The 21,640-nt window shown below is 63.8% G+C and carries 19 protein-coding genes; 10 read left to right on the top strand and 9 right to left on the bottom strand.

The window, feature by feature from the left end:
* Nucleotides 1–56 precede the first annotated feature (56 nt).
* The 6 genes from L0F51_RS03020 to tpiA form a co-directional block, all read right to left on the bottom strand.
* Nucleotides 57–533: a hypothetical protein gene (locus tag L0F51_RS03020; RefSeq protein WP_234627878.1), complete on the bottom strand. Its 477-nt coding sequence runs from the start codon at nucleotides 531–533 to the stop codon at nucleotides 57–59.
* Nucleotides 534–584: 51 nt separating this feature from the next.
* On the bottom strand, nucleotides 585–1,448 hold the full coding sequence (gene kdsA, locus L0F51_RS03015; protein WP_234627877.1) for a 3-deoxy-8-phosphooctulonate synthase: 864 nt from the start codon (nucleotides 1,446–1,448) through the stop codon (nucleotides 585–587).
* Complete coding sequence (locus L0F51_RS03010) at nucleotides 1,445–2,305, bottom strand: VOC family protein (RefSeq protein ID WP_234627876.1); 861 nt, start codon at nucleotides 2,303–2,305, stop codon at nucleotides 1,445–1,447. Before L0F51_RS03010 ends, kdsA begins: the two co-directional genes overlap by 4 nt.
* Before the next feature lie 93 nt (nucleotides 2,306–2,398).
* Entirely contained in the window at nucleotides 2,399–4,027 is a 1,629-nt protein-coding gene (locus L0F51_RS03005; RefSeq protein WP_234627875.1) for a CTP synthase, read from the bottom strand.
* Nucleotides 4,028–4,160: 133 nt separating this feature from the next.
* Nucleotides 4,161–4,910 carry a preprotein translocase subunit SecG gene (gene secG, locus L0F51_RS03000; protein WP_234627874.1) on the bottom strand — a complete coding sequence of 250 codons (750 nt, stop codon included), beginning with the start codon at nucleotides 4,908–4,910 and terminating at the stop codon, nucleotides 4,161–4,163.
* 67 nt (nucleotides 4,911–4,977) lie between these two features.
* Nucleotides 4,978–5,742, bottom strand: coding sequence for a triose-phosphate isomerase (gene tpiA / locus L0F51_RS02995; protein WP_234627873.1), 765 nt, complete (start codon nucleotides 5,740–5,742; stop codon nucleotides 4,978–4,980).
* A 122-nt stretch (nucleotides 5,743–5,864) separates the two neighbouring features.
* On the opposite strand from tpiA, the gene L0F51_RS02990 reads away from it, so the two are divergent.
* From L0F51_RS02990 to lexA, 8 genes are all read left to right on the top strand, one after another.
* Complete coding sequence (locus tag L0F51_RS02990) at nucleotides 5,865–7,760, top strand: SurA N-terminal domain-containing protein (protein ID WP_370642297.1); 1,896 nt, start codon at nucleotides 5,865–5,867, stop codon at nucleotides 7,758–7,760.
* A gap of 1 nt (nucleotide 7,761) precedes the next feature.
* A complete protein-coding gene (trpE, locus tag L0F51_RS02985) occupies nucleotides 7,762–9,270 on the top strand; it encodes an anthranilate synthase component I (RefSeq protein ID WP_234627871.1) in 1,509 nt (502 codons plus the stop codon).
* A gap of 110 nt (nucleotides 9,271–9,380) precedes the next feature.
* Entirely contained in the window at nucleotides 9,381–10,001 is a 621-nt protein-coding gene (locus L0F51_RS02980) for an aminodeoxychorismate/anthranilate synthase component II (protein ID WP_234629319.1), read from the top strand.
* Nucleotides 9,998–11,038: an anthranilate phosphoribosyltransferase gene (trpD, locus tag L0F51_RS02975; protein WP_234627870.1), complete on the top strand. Its 1,041-nt coding sequence runs from the start codon at nucleotides 9,998–10,000 to the stop codon at nucleotides 11,036–11,038. Before L0F51_RS02980 ends, trpD begins: the two co-directional genes overlap by 4 nt.
* Nucleotides 11,035–11,847, top strand: a complete 813-nt coding sequence (trpC, locus tag L0F51_RS02970) for an indole-3-glycerol phosphate synthase TrpC (RefSeq protein ID WP_234627869.1) — start codon at nucleotides 11,035–11,037, stop codon at nucleotides 11,845–11,847. The genes trpD and trpC overlap by 4 nt, the downstream gene beginning before the upstream one ends.
* Nucleotides 11,844–12,326 (top strand): cyclic pyranopterin monophosphate synthase MoaC, encoded by a 483-nt coding sequence (gene moaC / locus L0F51_RS02965; protein WP_234627868.1) that lies wholly within the window; start codon nucleotides 11,844–11,846, stop codon nucleotides 12,324–12,326. The genes trpC and moaC overlap by 4 nt, the downstream gene beginning before the upstream one ends.
* The gene (gene glp, locus L0F51_RS02960; RefSeq protein ID WP_234627867.1) at nucleotides 12,323–13,528 is read left to right on the top strand and encodes a gephyrin-like molybdotransferase Glp; all 1,206 of its coding nucleotides are present in this window, start codon (nucleotides 12,323–12,325) and stop codon (nucleotides 13,526–13,528) included. The genes moaC and glp overlap by 4 nt, the downstream gene beginning before the upstream one ends.
* Before the next feature lie 101 nt (nucleotides 13,529–13,629).
* Nucleotides 13,630–14,343, top strand: coding sequence for a transcriptional repressor LexA (lexA, locus tag L0F51_RS02955; RefSeq protein ID WP_234627866.1), 714 nt, complete (start codon nucleotides 13,630–13,632; stop codon nucleotides 14,341–14,343).
* Nucleotides 14,344–14,371: 28 nt separating this feature from the next.
* On the opposite strand, the gene L0F51_RS02950 is transcribed toward lexA, so the two are convergent.
* Nucleotides 14,372–16,576 (bottom strand): ComEC/Rec2 family competence protein, encoded by a 2,205-nt coding sequence (locus tag L0F51_RS02950; protein WP_234627865.1) that lies wholly within the window; start codon nucleotides 16,574–16,576, stop codon nucleotides 14,372–14,374.
* Between the two features lie 97 nt (nucleotides 16,577–16,673).
* Here L0F51_RS02950 and gltX point away from each other — a divergent pair, with 97 nt between their 5' ends.
* Together gltX and gltA are read left to right on the top strand one after the other, a co-directional pair.
* Nucleotides 16,674–18,098: a glutamate--tRNA ligase gene (gltX, locus tag L0F51_RS02945; protein ID WP_234627864.1), complete on the top strand. Its 1,425-nt coding sequence runs from the start codon at nucleotides 16,674–16,676 to the stop codon at nucleotides 18,096–18,098.
* A 200-nt stretch (nucleotides 18,099–18,298) separates the two neighbouring features.
* Entirely contained in the window at nucleotides 18,299–19,594 is a 1,296-nt protein-coding gene (gene gltA / locus L0F51_RS02940) for a citrate synthase (RefSeq protein WP_234627863.1), read from the top strand.
* A gap of 12 nt (nucleotides 19,595–19,606) precedes the next feature.
* Here gltA and lpxB read toward each other — a convergent pair whose 3' ends face one another.
* Both lpxB and L0F51_RS02930 read right to left on the bottom strand, forming a co-directional pair.
* Complete coding sequence (gene lpxB, locus L0F51_RS02935) at nucleotides 19,607–20,800, bottom strand: lipid-A-disaccharide synthase (RefSeq protein ID WP_234627862.1); 1,194 nt, start codon at nucleotides 20,798–20,800, stop codon at nucleotides 19,607–19,609.
* Nucleotides 20,797–21,636, bottom strand: a complete 840-nt coding sequence (locus L0F51_RS02930) for an LpxI family protein (RefSeq protein ID WP_234629318.1) — start codon at nucleotides 21,634–21,636, stop codon at nucleotides 20,797–20,799. Before L0F51_RS02930 ends, lpxB begins: the two co-directional genes overlap by 4 nt.
* Nucleotides 21,637–21,640: the final 4 nt, after the last annotated feature.

The following is a 21,640-nucleotide window of genomic DNA, read 5'->3' as shown; positions in this document are numbered from 1 at the left end:
CTGGCGGCAGAGCTGCCGCGCAGCTCACGCCCTTCGGTGCGCGTATCGCGGACCTTTTAGCTCGACCGTCCGAGATCGTCAGCGCAGAAGAACGACGTCTCACCTCGATAGGTGACGACGACACGTTTGGAGGCCGCACAGCCTTCAGACGGCCAATCGACCCAAAAATGCGGACTTTGCCCGGTGGCCATCCGAATCTCGTGGCGGGGAGCATCGATTGCCGGTGTCGTCTGCACATCGGCCTGCCGCCCCATCAGGAAGGCCGCGGACACAAGGGAAATCGCGAGAGCGACCGGAACGAGAAGCACGCGCATCAATACCAACCCATTTTCGTGTCGATCTTGGCTGGAGTTGATCTCACCCAACCATTCGCGGCCCCACGCTAAGGGAGATGGCGAATCCGCACGAATGAAAAAAAGATAATAAAAGCCTGTCGGCAAACGGCCGCATTTAGCCGCAACGTGCAGCGTTTGGCCCGATCTCGTCAAAGGTTTGGAGGCAATACGGCGCGGCCCGGACCAGCGTTCCGGCATCTCGGCATGGAAAAGGCACGGCCACGTTTTCGCCGCGGCCGTGACGTGACCTTACCGGCCGCCCGGCGAGGCTTTCACCACAGCATCGAGCGCCATCAGCCGTTCAAGCATCGCTTCCATGTCAGAAAGCGGCACCATGTTCGGCCCATCAGAGGGCGCGTTGTCGGGATCCTGGTGCGTCTCGACAAAGAGCCCGGCAACGCCCACCGCGATTGCCGCGCGCGCAAGTACCGGCACGAAGCGGCGATCGCCCCCTGAGGAGCCGCCCTGCCCGCCCGGCTGCTGCACCGAATGCGTTGCATCGAAAATGATCGGTGCTCCGGTCTCCGCCATTTGCGGCAGCGCGCGCATGTCGGACACCAGGGTATTGTAACCGAAGGAAACGCCGCGCTCGGTCAGAAGGACGTTTGGATTGCCACTCGCCATGAGCTTGGCGACAACGTTCTTCATGTCCCAGGGCGCCAGAAACTGGCCCTTCTTGACGTTCACCACCCGGCCGGTCTCCGCGGCGGCGATGAGGAGATCCGTCTGCCGGCACAGGAAGGCCGGGATCTGCAGAATGTCGACGACCTCGGCGACTTCGGCGCATTGCCCGCGCTCATGCACGTCGGTCAGAACCGGCAGGTCGAGCTCCTTGCGGATGTCGGCGAAAACCGGCAACGCCGCCTCCAGCCCGACGCCCCGGCGCCCGGAGAGGCTCGTGCGGTTCGCCTTGTCGAAGCTCGTCTTGTAGACGAGGCCGATCCCGAGCCGTTGCGTCATCTCTTTGAGCGCGCCCGCCATATCGAAGGCGTGATCGCGGCTCTCCATCTGACAGGGTCCCGCGATGAGCGAAAACGGCAGGTGATTGCCGAAGCTAACGCTGCCGGCTTCAACAACCGCATTGGGGACTAGAGGCTGCACGGTGTCATTCATCGGTTTTCCACGAAGGCAAGGACGGTTCCGAGGCCTGGGGCAGATGGCACGACAAGCCGCTCTGCAGTGCGCATCCCGTCCAACGCAAACTCGCGCGTCTTGTCGAGATTGTCGACCAGGACCTCGAAGGCCGCGAAGACGAAGCCGTCGCCTGGATCGGGAGCTGTGACGCCGTAACGGTTTTCAAAGCCCGCCGGCGTCATGAGAAGCAGCCTCTGCGAACCAAGCTCCGCCTCGACGAGAAACGACGTCGCGCGCAGCTCACGCTGTCCGGTCGCCGCCGACAGGAAGACGTGGAAGTCGGCCGGGTTCTTTGCAACGGCTGCGACGGCGACGACACCGTCCGCTCCGTTCGGATGGTCGCAATAGCGCGTGCCGGTATTCACACTCATGCCGACGGGCTGACAGACGAAGATCGCAGCCTCCGGCGCTTTCGGGTCGGCCGCGAAAGCAAGGCGCACCCCATACTCGGTTTCGTCGCCAGCATCGTTGCGCGCCTTGCCGACGAACGAAAAGAGATCGCCGACGCCAAAGCCTTTCTGCCGGTAGAGGTCCAGAGCTTCCTCCGCGTCGTCGCCCTTCAAGGCCAGCATCGCGAAGCCTTCCGGGGCACGCGCGCTCGCCTTCGCGATCCTGTCGAGGAAGACGAGCCCTTCGGCGATCCCCTTGTCGACCACGGCCTGATCGAGCGTCGCGATCGGTTCCAGATAGGTGCGGTTCTTGAAGAACACACGCGCATTGCCCGTGCCGAAAGGATGCCGCGCCTCCGGCGAGACCTGGAAGCCGAGCTCGGTCAGGCGCTCTCGCGCCGTAGCGAGCGCAGCAACCGGCAAGACGAGGTGATCGATCGGGCGCATGGTGGTCTTTCGGCAATCATTTCAGGACCGCAGGCATAGGCGCCGGCAAACGCTCGGACAAGCGCGGCACCCGAACGGCCCGCGCCTGCGAGATCACACCAGCCGGCTCTGCTCCACGGCCGCGGCGATGAAGGACGCAAAGAGCGGATGCGGCTCGAACGGACGCGATTTCAGCTCCGGATGGTACTGCACGCCGATGAACCAGGGATGCGCGGCGAGCTCCACCGTTTCCGGCAACAGCCCGTCGGGCGACATTCCGGCGAAGGTGAGACCCGCCTCTTCCAGCCGCTTTCGGTATTCGATGTTCACCTCGTAGCGGTGGCGATGGCGCTCGGAGATGTTTCTGCGACCATAGATCGACGCGATGCGGCTTCCCTCAGACAGAGAGGCCGGATAGGCGCCAAGTCGCATCGTGCCGCCGAGATCGCCCTGCTCGGCCCGCTTCTCGAGCTGATTGCCCTTCAGCCATTCCGTCATCAGGCCGACGACCGGTTCGTCGGTCGCCCCGAACTCCGACGAATTGGCGTTCTCAATGCCGGCCATGTTTCTGGCCGCTTCGATCACCGCCATCTGCATGCCGAAGCAGATGCCGAAATAAGGCACCTTGCGCGTGCGGGCGAAGGTCGCCGCAGCGATCTTGCCTTCCGCCCCGCGCTCACCGAACCCGCCGGGGACGAGAATGCCGTTGACGCGTTCGAGCCAGGGGGCGGGATCTTCCTTCTCGAAGATCTCGCTCTCGATCCATTCGAGATTGACCTTCACCTTGTTGGCGATGCCGCCGTGGGACAACGCCTCGCTCAGCGATTTGTAGGCGTCCTTCAACCCCGTGTATTTGCCGACGATGGCGATGGTCACCTCACCTTCCGGATTGTGGATGGTGTCGGAGATGTCCTGCCAGCGCGTGATCTCCATGCCGCGGGCGTAGTCGATGCCGAAGGCGGCCAGCACCTCGGCGTCCAGCCCTTCGCGATGGTAGACGAGCGGCACATCGTAAATCGAGCCGACGTCTTCCGCCGTGATCACCGCGCTCTCGCGCACATTGCAGAAAAGCGCGAGCTTGCGCCGCTCTGCGGCCGGGATCGGTCTATCGCACCGCACCAGGAGAATATCGGGCTGAATGCCGATCGAACGCAGCTCCTTCACGGAATGCTGCGTCGGCTTCGTCTTCAATTCGCCGGCCGCCGGAATGAACGGCATCAGCGTCAAATGGATGAAGATCGCCTGTCCGCGCGGCAGCTCGTTGCCGAGCTGCCGAATCGCCTCGAAGAACGGCAGGCCTTCGATATCGCCGACCGTGCCGCCGATCTCGCACAGGACGAAATCGTAATCTTCGTTTCCGTCGAGGACGAATTCCTTGATGGCATCCGTCACGTGCGGGATCACCTGAACGGTGGCGCCGAGATAGTCGCCGCGCCGCTCCTTGGCGATGATTTCCTGATAAATCCGCCCGGTCGTGATGTTGTCCTGCTGATTGGCCGAGCGACCGGTGAAACGCTCGTAATGGCCAAGATCGAGATCGGTCTCAGCGCCGTCGTCGGTCACGAAGACCTCGCCGTGCTGATAGGGGCTCATCGTACCCGGATCCACATTCAGATACGGGTCGAGTTTGCGGAGGCGGACCTTATAGCCACGAGCCTGCAGCAGCGCGCCGAGCGCTGCGGATGCGAGACCTTTGCCGAGGGAGGAGACCACGCCGCCGGTGATGAAGATGTACCGCGCCATGGGCCTCAACGCTTACCTAAGCTGGAACGATTCGTGGAGTCGAAAATGAAACAGCCGTGCAGAAGGGCACGGCTGTGACGCAAAGGCACCACCGCCGCGGTGGACGCGGCGGGTGCCCAGGAAACAAACAGCATTATTGGGCCGAGCCTCCGAGCGGCTGAGCCGGATTCTCCGAACCAGCCGAATTGTCGGTGCCCGACTGGGCGTCTTCGCTCGCCGGAGTTTCTGCGCCGGAGGGCGCAGCCTCGCCCGAAGGCGTCGCCTCCGTCGCCGGGCTATCCGCGCTGTCGTCCGCCGATGATGCGTCCGACGAAGCATCCGAAGGCGCCGTCTGCTCAGGGGATGTCTGTTCAGGAGACGTCTGCTCGGGCGCCGTTGCGTTCGGGGCCGTTTCGGCAGGAGCCTCGGAGGGCGTTTCAGCCGGAGGTGTCTGCGGGCCGGACGTCGCGGGCGACGATGGCTGCATCGGCTGCGGAGAGTTCGACAAGCTCTTCAGAGCGTCGAGGACACCCGGTCCGTCCTGCGCTCCGCTCGGCGCGCTCGGAGGCGTCACGGGCTGACCGCCGGACGTGTCTGCAGGCGCTGCAGGCGCATTCGGCTCGGTGGTCGTCGCGGGTGCGACAGGACGGTTCTGCAAGCGTTCGAAGATGTCGCTCGGCCCGGTATCGAGCCTCGCCAGGACCGTCAGCCCGATCGAAGTCGCGAAGAACGCCGCAGCCAGAATTGCGGTCGAGCGCGTCAGAAGATTGCCGGCGCTGCGGCCGCTCATCATGCCGCCGCCCCCGCCGATGCCGAGCGCACCGCCTTCCGAGCGCTGCAGGAGTACAAGGGCGATCATGGCCAAAACCACCATCAGGTGGATGACGATCACAACAGTAGTCATCAGATCAATTGCCGTTTTTGGAATTTGGTCGGCCTTCTACACGAGGCCGGTGTCGACTTAAAGGCGGTTAGGCCGCTTCTGCTGCCGCAGCCGCTTCGGCGATCGCCAGGAAGCTCTCAGCCTTGAGGCTCGCGCCGCCGACAAGACCGCCATCAACGTCGGCGATGGACATGATCGCCTTGGCGTTGTCCGGCTTCATCGAGCCGCCGTACAGGATCGGAACACGGTGGCCCGCCTCGCCGTAGCGCTTCACCAGATGCGCGCGAATCTGGCCGTGCATGGCGCCGATATCGGCCTCCGTCGGCACACGGCCGGTGCCGATCGCCCAGACCGGCTCATAGGCGACGATCAGGTCTTCATTCTCCTGGGTGGGCAGAGCATCCGGCAGGGAGGCGGCGAGTTGTTCTTCCACCACGGCCTCGGCACGGCCCGCATCCCGCTCCGCTTCGACTTCGCCGACGCAGACGATCGGCGTCAGGGCAGCGCGCCATGCAGCATCGACCTTCGCGCGCACCTGTTCGTTGGTCTCGCCATGATCCGTGCGGCGTTCCGAATGTCCGAGAATCACTGCGCGCGCCCCCGCGTCGTGCAGCATCTCGGCGGCGATATCCCCAGTATGCGCGCCTGAGGCTTTCGCATGGCAGTCCTGGCCACCGAATTCGAGAGGCGTGCCAGCGCAATGCATGGCCATGCGTGCAATCAAAGTCGTGGGCGGGCAGACCATGGAAACGACTTTGCCGGTCCATCCGCCGACGCCGTCTCCGATCGAACGGGCCTCATGAAGGCTCTCCGAAAGGCCGTTCATTTTCCAATTGCCGATCACCCATTTCATGATGCGTCGTCCCTGTGGGTTGAAGTGGCGGCGGCGCTGTGCTTGGCAGGGCACCGACCGATGCCTATGATGCGCGGGCCGGGCGCTCTTGCCCGGCGTTTTTGTTGGGCCGAGGGTGTTCCATGCTCGATCGAATGCGTCAAGCGACAAGCGGCTGGATGGCCAAGCTGCTCCTGGGGCTGCTGGTAGTCAGCTTCGGTATCTGGGGCGTGGCGAACCAGTTCAGCGGCTATGGCCGGGGCACGCTTGCCTCTGTCGGTGACGAAGAGGTGACGGCGGTCCAGTTCGACCGCGCGCTGCGCCAGCGCATGCAGCAGTTCTCGCAGCAGATGAACCAGGTGATGACGATGGAGCAGGCCCGCAACATCGGCCTGCCTCAACAGGTTCTCTCGCAGCTCGTCTCAGAAGCCGCCCTCGACGACCAGGCCTCGCAGTACAATCTCGGCGTCTCCGACGATAAGCTCGCTCAGGAGATCGCCTCCGATCCGACGTTCCAGGGGGTTGGTGGCCGCTTCGACCGGCAGCGCTTCCGGACCCTCCTCGCCAATGCGGGACTGCGCGAAGAAGACTATATCGCCGATATGCGCGAGCGCATGGTGCGCCGGCAGATCGCCTCCGCCATAGCCGGTGACGTCAGCGCGCCGAAGCCGATGCTCGATGCCTTCTACCGCTATCAGAACGAGGCGCGGACAATCTCGTACGTGACCGTCGATACCAGCGCGATCGAGCCGGTGGGCGAGCCGGACGACGCAACCCTTCAGGCCTTCTTTGAGGACAATCAGTCGCAATTTCGGGCACCGGAATACCGCTCCCTCGGCATCATCGCGCTCGAGCCTTCCGCCATCGCCGATCCTGCCTCCATTTCCGAGGAAGATGTCAGGAAAGAATACGACAGCCAGTCTCAACGCTTTTCGACGCCCGAGCGGCGGCGCGTTCTCCAGCTGCGGCTCAACGATCCTGAAGATGCCAAGAAGGCTGCCGACGAAATCTCCTCCGGCAAGGCGCTTGAAGAGGTTGCAAGCGAGAGAAATCTCACAGCCGTTGACCTCGGCCTGAAATCAAAGGCCGAAATCGTCGACCAGAGCGTCGCCGATGCCGCCTTTGCCGCCGATGAAGGGGCAACGGTTCCGGTCCTGGACGCCCGTCTCGGGCCGGCAATCATCAAGGTGGTGAATGTCGAAGAAGGCTCCACCCAACCGTTCTCCGCGGTCGAGCCCGAACTGCGCAAGGAGATGGCCGAGCGCCAAAGCTCCAACGAGGTTCTTGCGCTTTACGACCAGATCGAGGACGAACGCGCCGGTGGCGCAACGCTCCAGGAAGTCGCGCAGAAGCTCAACCTTCCCTACCAGAAGATCGATGCTGTTGCCGCGGACGGGACCGGGCCGGACGGAAACGAGATCTCCGTCCCAGGTGGCCGGGATCTGATCGCCGACGCCTTTCAAAGCGATGTCGGGCTCGAGAACGACCCGATCCACGTCGGCACGAACACGTTCTATTTCTACGACGTGACCGAGACCACACCCGCTCGCGACCGCGCGCTCGATGAGGTCAAGCCGGACGTCGTCGCCGCATGGCAGGCCGATCAGCGCGCCACACGTATCCGCGACCGCGCCAATGCCCTGTTCGACCGTCTCAAGAGCGGGACACCGCTATCCGAGATCGCGTCCGAAATCGGCAAAGACGTCGAGACGGCGGAAGGTGTGACGCGCACGGCCTCGCAGCAGCCCGACAGCCCGCTCAGCCCGAATGCCGTCGCGCAAGCCTTTGCCGGACCGCAGAATCACGTGGCCAACGCGGAAGGAAAAGATCCGCAGAACCGGATCCTCCTGCACGTCGACAGCGTCACCGTGCCCGCGTATTTCGAGGAAGCGGCAGGCGCCACGCAATTGCGGGACAGCCTCGGGGAAGCCATCGCCGGCGACCTCTTGCAGGCCTACAATGCCCATCTGATCAACGAGCGATCGATCTCCGTCAATCAGGCGATCTACGGGCAGATCGTTGGAGAAAGCCAGCAATAACATGCAAGTCGAGCCAGCCTTCGGCGCCTTCGAGCAGCTTTACAGCGAGGGCAAAGCGCAACTGCTTTATACCCGCCTCGTTGCCGATCTCGAGACACCCGTCTCCGCCTTTCTGAAGCTCGCCGCCGGGCGCGCCAATTCCTTCCTCCTGGAATCGGTCGAAGGCGGTGCCGTGCGAGGGCGCTATTCGATGATCGGGCTTCAGCCTGATCTCATCTTCCGGGCGGAGGGAAGCCAGGCCGCAATCGCCCGCGCGCCCGATCTTGACGATTTTATCCCGCTCGACGAACCGCCGCTGCAGGCTCTGCGCACCCTCCTTGCAGAAAGCCGGGTCGATGTGCCGGAGGGTCTGCCTTCGATGGGCGCCGGTGTCTTCGGCTATCTGGGCTACGACATGGTGCGTCAGATGGAGCGTTTGCCGAACGTTCCGCCGGACAGCCTCAACCTGCCTGATGCCGTCTTGATGCGTCCGCAGGCCGTTGTCGTCTTCGATGCCGTCAAGGATGAGCTCACCGTCGTCACGCCCGTCAGGCCGACACCCGGCGTCGCGGCGCGGGCGGCGTATGAAACGGCCGTCAATCTCCTCACGGAAATCGTCGACGCGCTCGATCGACCGCTGGAGCGCGGCGTCGAAACGGCCGACGTGCCGCTCGCTTCGGACACCACTTCGAACACCACTCCGGAAGCCTACAAAGAGAAGGTTCGCCGCGCGAAGGAATATATCGCCGCCGGAGACATCTTTCAGGTGGTGCTGTCGCAGCGTTTCGAAACGCCCTTCCCGCTTCCCGCCTTTTCACTCTACCGCGCTCTGCGGCGGGTCAATCCGGCACCGTTTCTGTATTTTCTCGATTTTGGCGGCTTCTCCATCGTCGGCTCGAGCCCTGAGATCCTGGTGCGGGCGCGCGCCGGCAAGGTCACCATCCGGCCGATCGCAGGCACGAGGCCGCGCGGCGCCACTTCGGCGGAGGATAAGCGCCTCGGCGAAGAGCTTCTGGCAGACCCGAAAGAACTCGCGGAGCATCTCATGCTCCTCGATCTCGGGCGCAACGATGTCGGACGGGTCGCCGAGATTGGTTCGGTGCACGTGACCGACAAATTTTTCCTCGAGCATTACAGCCAGGTGATGCACATCGTCTCCAACGTGGAAGGCGATCTGCGCAAGGATTGCGACGCGATCGATGCCCTCGCGGGCGGGTTTCCGGCCGGCACCGTTTCGGGAGCACCAAAGATTCGGGCGATGCAGATCATCGACGAATTGGAAGAATCGAAGCGCGGTCCTTACGCCGGCTGCGTCGGCTATTTCACGGCCGATGGCGACATGGATACCTGCATCGTCTTGAGAACCGCGGTCGTCAAAGACGACACCATCTATGTTCAGGCCGGGGCCGGGATCGTCGCCGATTCCGACCCGGATTCAGAACAGGCGGAATGCGTGAACAAGGCGAAAGCGCTTTTTCGGGCGGCCGAAGAGGCGCGCCGCTTCGCCAACCAGGCCGGCCGCGGACAATAGCGCGTCTCCGACATCTGAGAGGCCACTTGCATCCGTGCGGCGCGGCGTTTCTTGACCGCCGCGCCCTCCCCGCCTAATCCGTGCAGATGACAGACAAACGCGGGCCGCCCATGCTCATCGTCATCGACAACTACGATTCTTTCACCTGGAATCTCGTGCATTACCTTGGCGAACTCGGCGCCGAGACAAAGGTTCTGCGCAATGACGAATGGTCGACGGAAGATGTGCTCGCGGCAAAGCCCGAAGGCATCATTCTGTCCCCCGGCCCATGCACCCCGAACGAAGCCGGCATTTCGCTGGACTTGATCAAAAAGGCGAACGGCCAGATGCCGATCTTCGGCGTGTGCCTCGGCCATCAGGCGATTGGTCAGGCCTATGGCGGCGAAGTGGTGCGCGCACCGTCTCTCATGCATGGCAAGCTGTCCCTCATCGAACATGAGGGCGCGGGCGTCTTTCACGGCATCAACGGACCGTTCCAGGCGACCCGCTATCACTCTCTCACCATCTTGCCGGAGAGTATGCCGGAGAGCCTCGAGGTGACGGCGCATACGGCCGATGGCGTGATCATGGGCGTGCAGCACCGGTCTCATCCGGTCTACGGGGTGCAGTTTCACCCCGAGAGCATCGCCTCTGAACACGGTCATCGCATCCTGGACAATTTCCTGAAGCTCGCCGCAAGCTTCCGTCAGACGACGGGCGCGGCAGACGCCAGCCCCAAGGTGCTCTCATGAGCGATCTCAAGCCGCTGATTGCCAAGCTGGCCAATCGTGAAAGCCTGACCGAAGCCGAAGCGCAGCAGGCCTTCGACGTGATGATGTCGGGCGAAGCGACGCCGACGCAGATCGGTGCCGTCTTGATGGGCCTCAGAGTGCGCGGTGAAACGATCGAGGAGATCGCCGGCGCCGTCACATCGATGCGCTCTCGCATGACGCCGGTCGAGGCTCCCGAAGGCGCCATCGATATCGTCGGCACGGGCGGCGATGCCTCCGGCACGTACAACATCTCGACGGGTGCAGCGCTCGTCGTTGCGGGTGCGGGCGTCCCGGTCGCCAAGCATGGCAACCGCGCCCTTTCCTCCCGCTCGGGTGCCGCCGACTGCCTCACGGCACTCGGCGTCAATGTCGATCTCAAGCCCGAGGGGATCGCACGCTGTATCCGCGAGGCCGGCATCGGCTTCATGTTCGCGCCGAACCATCATGCCGCCATGCGCCATGTCGGCCCCTCTCGTGTCGAAATCGGCACTCGGACGATCTTCAACATCCTCGGCCCACTCGCAAATCCGGCCAAGGTGAAGCGCTATATGCTCGGGGTTTACTCCAAGGAATGGGTCGAACCCATTGCCAACGCGCTAAAAAACCTCGGTGCGGAAACGGCATGGGTGGTGCACGGCACCTACGGCGATGCCGGCGGCATCGACGAGGTGTCGACCACCGGACGCACCTATGTCGCGGAGCTCAAGGAAGGGCATGTCCGCACCTTCGAGGTCCATCCGCAGGATTTCGATGTCAAAGAAGCGCTGCCGGAGGATCTGAAAGGCGGCACGGCGGAGGAAAACGCGGCCGCCCTCCGCGATCTTCTCGACGGTGAGCTCGGTCCTTACCGCGATGTGGTCGTTGCCAATGCCGCAGCCGCTTTGATCGTCGCTGGCAAGTCCGAGCTCGTCGAGGAAGCCGCCGACATGGCCGAGGAATCGATCGATTCCGGCAAGGCAAAAGCCGCGCTCGAAGCGCTCCTGCGTGTCTCCAACGAAGCGGCGCCAGCCTCGTGAACGACATCCTCAAGAAAATCGAAGCCTACAAGCGGCAGGAGATCGAAGCCGCCGAGGCTGCCATCCCGCTTCAGGAGCTCAAAGCCCGCCTCGCCGATCAGGAAGCGCCGCGCGGTTTTCTGGCAGCTCTGCGTCGCAAGGCAGAGGCGGACCGGCCCGGCCTCATTGCCGAGATCAAAAAAGCAAGTCCGTCAAAGGGATTGATCAGGCCGGATTTCAATCCGCCTGAGCTTGCACAAGCCTATCAGGACGGCGGCGCCGCCTGTCTTTCCGTTCTGACCGATGCCCCGTCCTTCCAGGGGGCGCCAGAATTCCTGACCTCAGCACGCGCGGCCGTCTCCCTGCCGGCATTGCGCAAGGACTTCATGTTCACGCCCTATCAGGTGGCTGAGGCACGCGCCTGGGGGGCCGACTGCATCTTGATCATCATGGCTGCGGTCTCCGACGATGAAGCAAAAGCCCTCGAAGACAGCGCCTTCGAATATGGCATGGATGTGCTTGTCGAAGTCCATAACGAGCCGGAGCTCGAGCGCGCGCTCACCCTCGCTTCGCCGATGATCGGGATCAACAACCGGGATCTGCGCAGTTTTCACACCGATCTGGCGACCTCCGAACGGCTTGCGAAACTGATTCCGGAAGATCGGCTAATTGTCGGAGAAAGCGGTATTTTTTCGCCTGCGGATATCGCTCGCCTGAAAGCCTGCCGCATCCACGCCTTCCTCGTCGGCGAAAGCCTGATGCGCTCCGAGGACGTGACCGAGGCAACCCGTCGGCTCCTCGCCTCACCGGCTCCGCAGGCCACCGGATGAAAGATCACCTCACCCATCTTTCCGACGATGGGCGCGCGGAAATGGTCGATGTCGGAGACAAGGCGCTGACGACGCGCATCGCCGTCGCGAGCGGAAGCGTTCGCATGGCGCCGGAGACACTGCGCCTCATTCGCGATGGGGACATGAAGAAGGGCGACGTCATCGCGACCGCGCGTATTGCCGGCGTGATGGCGGCCAAGCGCACTTCCGATCTCATCCCGCTCTGTCATCCTCTGGCTTTGTCGAAGATCGCCGTCGATATTCTGCCCGACGAGAAGCTTCCCGGGCTCCGCGTTCGGGCGATGGCACGTGTGGATGCCAAGACGGGGGTCGAAATGGAAGCGCTCACAGCGGTTTCCGTCGCCTGTCTCACCATCTACGACATGGCGAAGGCCGTCGACCGGGCCATGACGATTGGCGATATTCGCCTGGAGGAGAAGAGCGGCGGCGCTTCCGGCGATTGGCGTTTCGACACATGAGCCTGATTTCCGTCGAGGATGCCGTTGCCCGTATGCTCAAAGGCGTCACGCGCCTCGGGGAAGAGAGTGTCCCCCTGACGGAAGCACGCGGCCGGGTGCTTGCGCGCGATCTTGCAGCGAGACGTAACCAACCGCCGTTCCGTGCGTCTGCGATGGATGGCTATGCCGTACGCGCTGACGATACGCCCTCAGGCGCATGGCTGCGCCAGATCGGCGAAGCACGCGCGGGCTCCCATTTTGCCGGGACGCTCGGGACGGGCGAGACGGTTCGCATTTTCACGGGAGCGCCTGTCCCCGACGGGGCCGATGCCATCCTCATTCAGGAAAACGCCCGCGCCGACGGCGACCGCATCGAGGTTCTGGAGCCGGTGGCGTCAGGCCGACACATACGCGCCGCGGCCTTCGACTTCCGGGAGGGCGAGACGCTTCTTCATGCCGGACGCCGGATCGGAACGCGCGAAACGGCGCTTGCCGCAGCGATGAACCATGCAATCGTTCCGGTACGCCAGAGGCCAATCGTGGCCATCCTTTCGACAGGAGACGAACTCGTCGAACCCGGAGAGGAACCCGGACCGGATCAGATCGTCTCCTCGAACGGCGTGGCGATTGCCTCAATGGTTTCCGCCTGCGGCGGTCTCGCGCGGGATCTCGGCGTCGCCGTCGACGACAAACAAGCGATTGCCAATGCTGCAGCAGGCGCGGCGGATGCCGATATCCTGGTGGTGATCGGCGGCGCCTCGGTCGGCGACCACGATCTCGTCCAACCGGCGCTCGCCGAACAAGGTCTCAAGGTCGATTTCTGGCGCGTCGCCATGCGGCCGGGCAAACCGGTCATGTTCGGTACGCTCGGGCGCACCCGGGTGCTCGGCCTGCCCGGAAACCCCGTCTCCGCCCTCATTTGCGCACTCGTCTTTCTGAAGCCTCTTATCGGGGCGATGCAGGGCGCCGAAGGCAACGAGCCAACGCGCCTGTTGCCGCTTGCAGCAGCGTTGCCCGAGGTCGGCAACCGCCAGCAATATCTGCGGGCGCGCTTCGTCGAATGGCAGGGGCGGACAGCCGTCACGGTCGCTGACGAGCAGGATTCGTCTCTTCTTGCGACGCTTGCCCGTTCGGACGCCCTCATCATTCGCCCTCCCTTTGCTCCGGCGGCCCGGACGGGCGATGTGGTTGCCGTCATCGATCTCGCGCAAGCCCTCTCGTAAACCCGCGCGCGGCCCCCAAGGCTTGTGGAACACGCCATGAACAGGTAGTGTGCGTTCGTGATTTGTACACGAGACGCGACTCGCATCGCGAGGGGACGGCAATGCTGACAAAGAAGCAGCTCGAGCTTCTGCTCTTCATCAATGAAAGACTGAAGGAATCGGGCGTGCCGCCCTCGTTCGACGAGATGAAGGACGCGCTCGATCTGAAGTCGAAATCCGGAATTCATCGCCTCATCACCGCCCTGGAGGAGCGTGGCTTCATCAAGCGGCTGCCGAATCGGGCACGCGCGCTGGAAGTTCTGCGCCTTCCCGACGCGGTCAATCCGAGTTTCGGGCGACCGCAGCAGCGTGGCTTCACGCCGAGCGTGATCGAAGGCCGGCTCGGCAAGGCGCCACAACCCGTTGAGGAAGAAGCGTTCGAAGAGAGTGAGCGAGGCGCGAGCGTCCCGGTCATGGGGCGGATTGCAGCCGGCGTTCCGATCTCCGCCATTCAGAACCAGAGCCATTCCATCATCGTGCCGCCGGACCTCCTTTCGAAGGGCGAGCATTTCGCGCTCGAGGTGCGCGGCGATTCCATGATCGAGGCCGGCATTCTCGACGGGGACACCGTGGTCATCCGTCGTCAGGACAGTGCCGACAGCGGAGATGTGGTGGTGGCGCTGATCGACGACGAAGAGGCGACCTTGAAGCGTCTGCGCCGCAAAGGTGCATCGATTGCGCTCGAGGCTGCCAATCCCGCCTACGAGACCCGCATCTTCGGTCCGGACAGGGTCCGCATCCAGGGTCGCCTCGTGGGGCTTTTGCGCCGCTACTGAGCGCTTCTCAGCCTTTCTGGCCTCGACGTCATCTGAGTGCCGGCGACCCCTGCCACGGTCGCCGGATGGATGGGCGTGATGTGCGAAGTTCAAGGTGCGGAGCTACACCGTCCGGGTGTTTGCTCTCCATAAAAAGCGCGTGCGCTCCATGGGTGGCGAGCGCGGAGCGGTCGATGACGATGCGCGCCGCGCAATCTCTCGGCGCGCGCAGTTGCGTGACGATAATCTCGGCGCGGCGGCAATCTTCCGAAAAAGCCACCGGATCGGTGACGCGCGAGAGGGTCAGTCCTTCGGGCATCTCCAGAACGCAGGCTTCGGCGTCGCAACGAAAGCCTGACGTTCCCGCGGCTTCCGCCTCCGGCTCGCCCTCGCGCCAGACATCGTCAAGGAAAGAGCCTTGCCGCGCGCCAACGATTTGGAGGTGTCCGGCGACGTCACGGGCAGCAACCGCCCTCCCCGCCTCATCCACCAGAAGGTCGGGCCTGGCGCCAAGAAGCCATGCAAGCAGCGCCCCCAGCAAGAGTGGCGCGACGCCGTAGAGGCGCAGCTGCGATCGCCAGAGGCTGAGCCACAGAAGCCCGCCGCACATCAGAATGAGCGCGATCGCGGGAAACGGCGGGACGATAACGGTGGCGCCCGACAATGACGCCACGAAATGCGCCGAAGCGAGGACGAGATCGATGCCCCAGGCCATGACGGTCAACGGCACGGTTTCCAGACCGAACGGCATCGCAATCAGGCTGATGAGCCCCGCCGGCATCACGATGAGCGAGACGAGCGGCATCGCAATGAGATTGCCGAGGAGCGAGTAGGACGCGAGCCGTCCGAAATGGAAAGCCGCGAACGGCGATGTGGCGAGACCGGCGACGAGCGTGGTCAAGCCGACCGCACCGATCGCCACGACAGGCCTGCGGAGAAGTCGCGAGAGCCCGCGGGCGGGTTCAGCAAGATCCTGGCGCGGACGGTCGCGCCAGGCTTCCCAGGCCGCCACCAAGGCGGCGACGGCCAGAAAGGACATCTGGAAGCCCGGTTCGAGCACACTCTCAGGCTGGAGCGCGACGACCACGAAAGCTGCAATCGCGAGGTTGCGCAGCGAGAGAGCAGGACGATCCAGAAAGACGGCCGTCAGCATGACCGCAAGCATCACGAAGGCGCGGATCGTCGCCACGTTGCCGCCGGAGATCGACAAATAGAAGGCGCCGACGGCGAGCGCGACGGCCGCTGCGATCTTTCGGATCGGGAGAACGAGCGCCATATGTTCCGACAACGCCAGCACCGCCCGCACGAGCCAGAAGGCCGTGCCGGCGATCAGCATCATATGCAGGCCCGAAATCGCAAGAATATGCGCAAGCCCCGCGATCCGCAGAGCGTCGACGTCCGCATCCGCGATCTTGCCGCGATCGCCGACGAGAAGCGCTGCCGCGATTGCGGCGGGCGGACCTGCCACCGCGTCGGTGATCCGCTCTGCGATCGCTCGGCGGATGGCCGCAATCGCCAGGAACACATGGACGCCGCTCGGTGGTTCGACGACCGTCAGAGTGCCGAAGACAAAACCGGATGCGCCGATCCCATCGAAAAACGCCGCCCGAGCAGGATCGTAGCCCCCAGGGATCGCCGGGCCCGGCAGCGGTGCGAGCCGCGCCGCCCCTTTCACGGTTGCGCCAATCGGCGGCAGATCGGTGCGCAAGGTAAGCCGGACCCTGTGCGGCGTCTCTTCGGCAGAAAGACGCTCAATGCGCACCTGGTCGAGGACCACCCGCGGCGTTCGTTCAGCGCGGGTTTCGACAGCCACCACCCGGCCGGTCACTTCACTGCTCAGCGGATGTTCGAGCACCGGCGCGCGAAGGCTTTCAACGCGAAGCTTGCCTGCCGACATCCCGGCCAGAAAACAGGCGAGGAGCACCAACGGATAGGCGCCGCCACCGCGCCACCACGCGAGGCACGCGGCACCCGCCGCAGCCAAGGCTGCGGGCAGAAGCGCGGAAAGCAACGGCTCGCGCGGCAAAATGAAATAGGCGGCGGCGCCACAAGAAAAGCCGACAGCCAGGAAGAGAAAGCCGCGCCGCTCCTCGAAATCGCGGGTAGCCTGTGCTCTGAGATGCGCGGTGCGAGACGCCACGCCGTAGCCGAAGCGCCTGAGCCGGCCAGGCGGCAAGAAGCCTTCGATACGGCGATCGTCGTGCGAAGGCCGCTCCCCATCCGCCGCGCTTGACTGTCCGCCGCTCGGTTCCATGCTTGCAAGCACCCGGCGCTGTGGCTAGACCGAGCCCATCTTACACGCGGGCCGGGCATCCACCAATCGCCCCGCCCTTTTGCCAGCCAAAACCACCATGTCATCTCATCCGATTACCCGCTTTGCTCCCTCGCCAACCGGCTTTTTACACATTGGCGGCGCACGCACGGCGCTCTTCAATTGGCTCTATGCGCGGGGCCGCGGCGGTAAAATGCTGCTCAGGATCGAGGACACCGATCGCCAGCGCTCGACCGATGCTGCCATTGCGGCCATCCTGGACGGGCTCTCCTGGCTCGGCCTCGATTGGGACGGTGAACCGATCTCACAATTCGCCCGCATGGACCGCCATGCAGAGGTGGCCTGGCAGCTCGTTGAGAGCGGCCATGCCTATCGCTGCTATGCCTCCCAGGAAGAGCTGGCGGAGATGCGCGAGACGGCACGCGCCGAGGGTCGCCCGCCCCGTTATGACGCGCGCTGGCGCGACCGCGATCCGTCCGAAGCGCCGGAAGGCATCAAGCCGGTCATCCGCATCAAGGCTCCGCAGGACGGAGAGACGGTCATCGAGGATCACGTTCAGGGCCGCGTCACGTTCCCGAACCGCGACCTCGACGATTTCATCATCCTGCGCTCGGACGGAACGCCCACCTACATGCTGGCCGTCGTCGTCGACGATCACGATATGGGCGTCACGCACGTCATTCGCGGCGACGATCATCTCACCAATGCCGCCAGACAGGGCATCATCTACGAAGCGCTCGGATGGCAGGTGCCGCAATGGGCGCATATCCCGCTCATTCACGGTCCGGACGGCGCCAAGCTCTCCAAACGTCATGGGGCGCTCGGCGTCGAAGCGTATCGGGCGATGGGCTACCTGCCTGAGGCGCTCCGCAACTATCTCGCACGCCTCGGCTGGGGCCATGGCGACGAGGAGATCTTCTCCTCCGAGCAGGCGACGGAATGGTTCGATCTCGACGCGATCGGCAAGGGCGCGGCGCGCTTCGACTTCGTCAAACTGCAAAATCTGAACGGGCATTATATCCGCCAGGCGGACGACGAGCGGCTCGTCGCCGATATGCTCAAAATCCTCCCCGAGATCGAGACGCCGCCGGCATTTCCTGCAGAGATGAGTGCGGCGCAGCGTTCGCAGCTCATGCAACTCATGCCGGGTCTAAAAGAGCGTGCGAAGACGCTCGTCGAACTGGCCAACAACGCGGCCTTCCTGTTTGCGGCGCGGCCATTGACGCTCGACACCAAAGCAGAAGGCCTTCTCGACGACGATGCTCGCCGTCGCCTCGGTCTTCTGCGCGATGCCCTCGGCCATTGCGCATGGGAAACCGAGCCCCTGGAAGAAGCGGTCCGCACTCTCGCAGAATCGGAGGGCGTCAAGCTTGGCAAGCTCGCACAGCCGCTGCGCGCCGCACTGACAGGTTCGACGTCCTCGCCGGGGATTTTCGACGTGATGCTTGCCCTCGGACGCGACGAGACGCTCGCCCGCATCGGCGATCAGGCGAGCGCTGCGTAAGCTTCCGGTGGGGCGCTGCCGTGTCAGGCAACGCCCTGCCCTTCACGTAAGCGCAGCGCCCGCTCTCATCTTGCGGTGCAGCGCAAAAGCCGATAGCACTCGGACAGCTAAACATCCACGACGCGGACTCTTCCGGGGGGAGGCGCAGCCCAAGTTGCGCGTGCTGGAGTCTCGTGTCGATCCACAAAGGGGTGAAGTGTATGAGCGACTCCAAGGCGACCTTGAGCATCGGTAATGAGAACTGGGACTTCCCGGTTCGCGAGGGAGTAATCGGGCCATCGGTCGTCGACATCTCTTCGTTGTATCGAGAAACTGGGCGGTTCACCTACGATCCTGGTTTTACCTCAACGGCCGCCTGCGAATCTGAAATCACCTACATCGACGGTGACGAAGGCACCCTTCTTTACCGCGGCTACCCGATCGAGCAGCTTGCCGAACACGGCGATTTTCTCGAAACCTGCTACCTGCTTCTGTACGGTGAATTGCCGACGAAGGAGCAGAAAGCGGACTTCGACTACCGGGTCACGCACCACACGATGGTGCATGAGCAGATGTCGCGCGCCTTCCAGGGTTTCCGCCGCGACGCACATCCGATGGCGATCATGGTGGCCATGGTCGGTGCAATGTCGGCCTTCTATCACGACTCTACCGATATCGCCGATCCGTATCAGCGCATGGTCGCGTCGTTGCGGATGATCGCCAAGGTGCCGACCATCGCGGCGATGGCCTACAAATATCATATCGGCCAGCCGTTCGTTTATCCGAAGAACGACCTCGATTACGCGTCGAACTTCCTCCGGATGTGCTTCGCGGTTCCCTGCCAGGAATACGAGGTCGACCCGATCCTGTCGCGCGCCATGGACCGGATCTTCATCCTCCACGCCGATCACGAGCAGAACGCATCCACCTCGACGGTACGCCTTGCCGGCTCCTCGGGCGCCAATCCGTTCGCCTGCATCGCTGCGGGCATTGCCTGCCTTTGGGGCCCGGCGCATGGCGGCGCCAATGAGGCCGCCCTCAACATGCTGCAGGAGATCGGCACGCCGGAGCGGATTCCGGAGTTCGTGGGGCGTGCGAAGGACAAGAACGACCCGTTCCGGCTCATGGGCTTCGGGCACCGGGTTTACAAAAACTACGACCCGCGCGCGCGTATCATGCAGCGCACCTGCCACGAGGTTCTCGAAGAAATCGGCGTCAAGGACGATCCGCTTCTGAATGTGGCCATGGAGCTCGAACGCGTCGCACTGACCGACGAGTATTTCCTGGAAAAGAAGCTCTACCCGAACATCGACTTCTATTCGGGCATCACGCTGAAGGCGCTCGGCTTCCCGACGACGATGTTCACGGTCCTTTTTGCCGTCGCTCGCACCGTCGGCTGGATCGCCCAGTGGAAGGAAATGATCGAGGATCCGAGCCAGCGCATCGGCCGTCCGCGTCAGCTCTACACGGGCTCGCCCAAGCGCGATTACGTCAATCTGTCCGACCGGACAGCCTGAGGCCTCCTCGCCTCACTGCGAAATGCTGGAAGGGCGGCCACTGGCCGCCTTTCCTTTTTGCGCATAGTCGAGAACGATGTCCGCCGCTCGCTCGCTCGGCGTCTGGCCATCCGGCGTTTCCATCAGCGCATCGAGGCGCGCGAAACCGGACATCTGCGCCTCGCGTGCCGGCCCCTCTTCCAACAGCGCAAGAATCTCTCGGGCGAGCACCTCGGGAGACCCGGCGTCGTCCAGGAACTCAGGCACCGTATTGTCGCCGAGCACGAGATTGGCGAGCACGATCGAGTGCACGTTCAAAAGCCATTTGAGGCTGCGCGCCAGCCATTCCACACGGTAGGCGACAACCATCGGCACTTTGGCGAGCGCAAGCTCGAGTGTCACAGTTCCAGACGCCGCGAGCGCGGCGCTCGCCTGTCGGAAGGCCGCGAGCTTTGCCTCTTCGCCGACGACCAGGTCCACCTTCACAGGCCAATCCGCCACGCGCCTTTCGATCTCCGGCCGCAAATGGGTGACGGCCGGTAACACGAAACGCACATCGGGCTTTGACTGCGCGATCAGGCGCGCCGTTTCACCGAACGGCTCCATCAGCCGCTTCACTTCGCTGAGACGGCTGCCCGGCAGAATGAGAACGTGCGGTTCGGCATCGAGGCCGGCCCTTTCTCCAGACGCCGGGCGAAGTTTCTCACGGTTCTCGATCAACGGGTGGCCGACATAGGTGCAAGGTGGCCCGCCCAAACGTTTATGGACCTCCGGCTCGAACGGCAGCAGGGCCATCACGTGATCGATGTAACGCGCCATCTTGCGCGCCCGCCCCTTCCGCCAGGCCCAGACGGAGGGTGATACGTAATTGACGATCGGAAGATCGGGCAGCTGCCGCGCAACACGCTTTGCGACGCTTTGCGTAAAACCGGGGCTGTCGATGATGACGAGGACGTCCGGCCGCTCCGCCACGATATGAGCGGCGGTTTCGCGGATACGCCCGATGATGCGCGGGAGGCGTGCAACGACCGCGGCAAAGCCCATCACGGCCACATCATCGAGCGGGAACAGGCTCTCGACGCCAGCCTCCGTCATGCGCTCGCCCGCGACCCCGAAAAACACCGTCTCGGGATGCCGGGAGCGGATCTCTTTCAGAAGAGCGGCGCCGAGATGATCGCCCGAAGCTTCACCGACGACGAGGGCGATGCGAAGCGGACGCGCGGTCATGGGCGTCGGCGAATGCCGTAGAGAAAGAGCCTGGCTGCACGAAAGGCCGCGAACGTCTCATCGCGGCCAACGAGCATGGTGCGGCCCGCCTCGCATGCGATTCCGTCAAGGCCCGCCTCACGAGCCATTTCCACTGTCTCCGGGCCTATGGTCGGGATATCGAGTCTCGGGTCCTGGCTCGGCTTCATGCATTTCACCAGAATCCCACCATGCCTCGGGATGCGCTTCGTCAGGCGCATCTCCCGCACGCGTGACAAGAGGCCATTGGTGCCTTCCGCACCTTCGAGCGCCACCACGCGGCGCCCGCATGCGACCGCCGCCTGCCCGATATCGAGATCGCCGATCATGCGCGCGGCCTCTGCAGCCTTGGCAAGCTCATCGGTATCGAGCGCCACCCTTCCCTCGACAAGAAGTCCGGGCGGGCAGGCAAGTTCAGGTGCAACTGAAAGGGGATCGAGAAGCTCTACGCCGTACTCCTCGAAAATGCCGGCTGCAGATTTGAGCGCGCTGTCATCGCCGGAGCGAATGGCACTTATGATGCGCGGCATCAGCCGCAAAGCGCCGAAGTCTGGACGGATGTCCTTGATCTCCGGCCGCTTCACAGCACCGACCATCACCACCTCTTTGCAATCGTGCTCCTTCAGCAACCGCTCCAGCCGGCCAATCTCGCCCCACCGGATGCGGAAAACCGGGAAGCCGGTCGTCTTGCGCTCTTCAGCATCTCCGGCAAGGGCAAAGATCAGCGGCTGACGCCCTGCGCGCGCGGCCGCCTGCGCCACCAAGTTGGGAAGTCCCCCGCCGCCGGCGAGGATACCAAGCGGGCCGCCCTTGGACATGTCC

Origin of the sequence: Afifella sp. H1R (genome assembly GCF_021462425.1) — a bacterium.
GTDB lineage: Bacteria > Pseudomonadota > Alphaproteobacteria > Rhizobiales > Afifellaceae > Afifella > Afifella aestuarii.
This window is presented reverse-complemented; position numbering and strand designations above follow the sequence as displayed.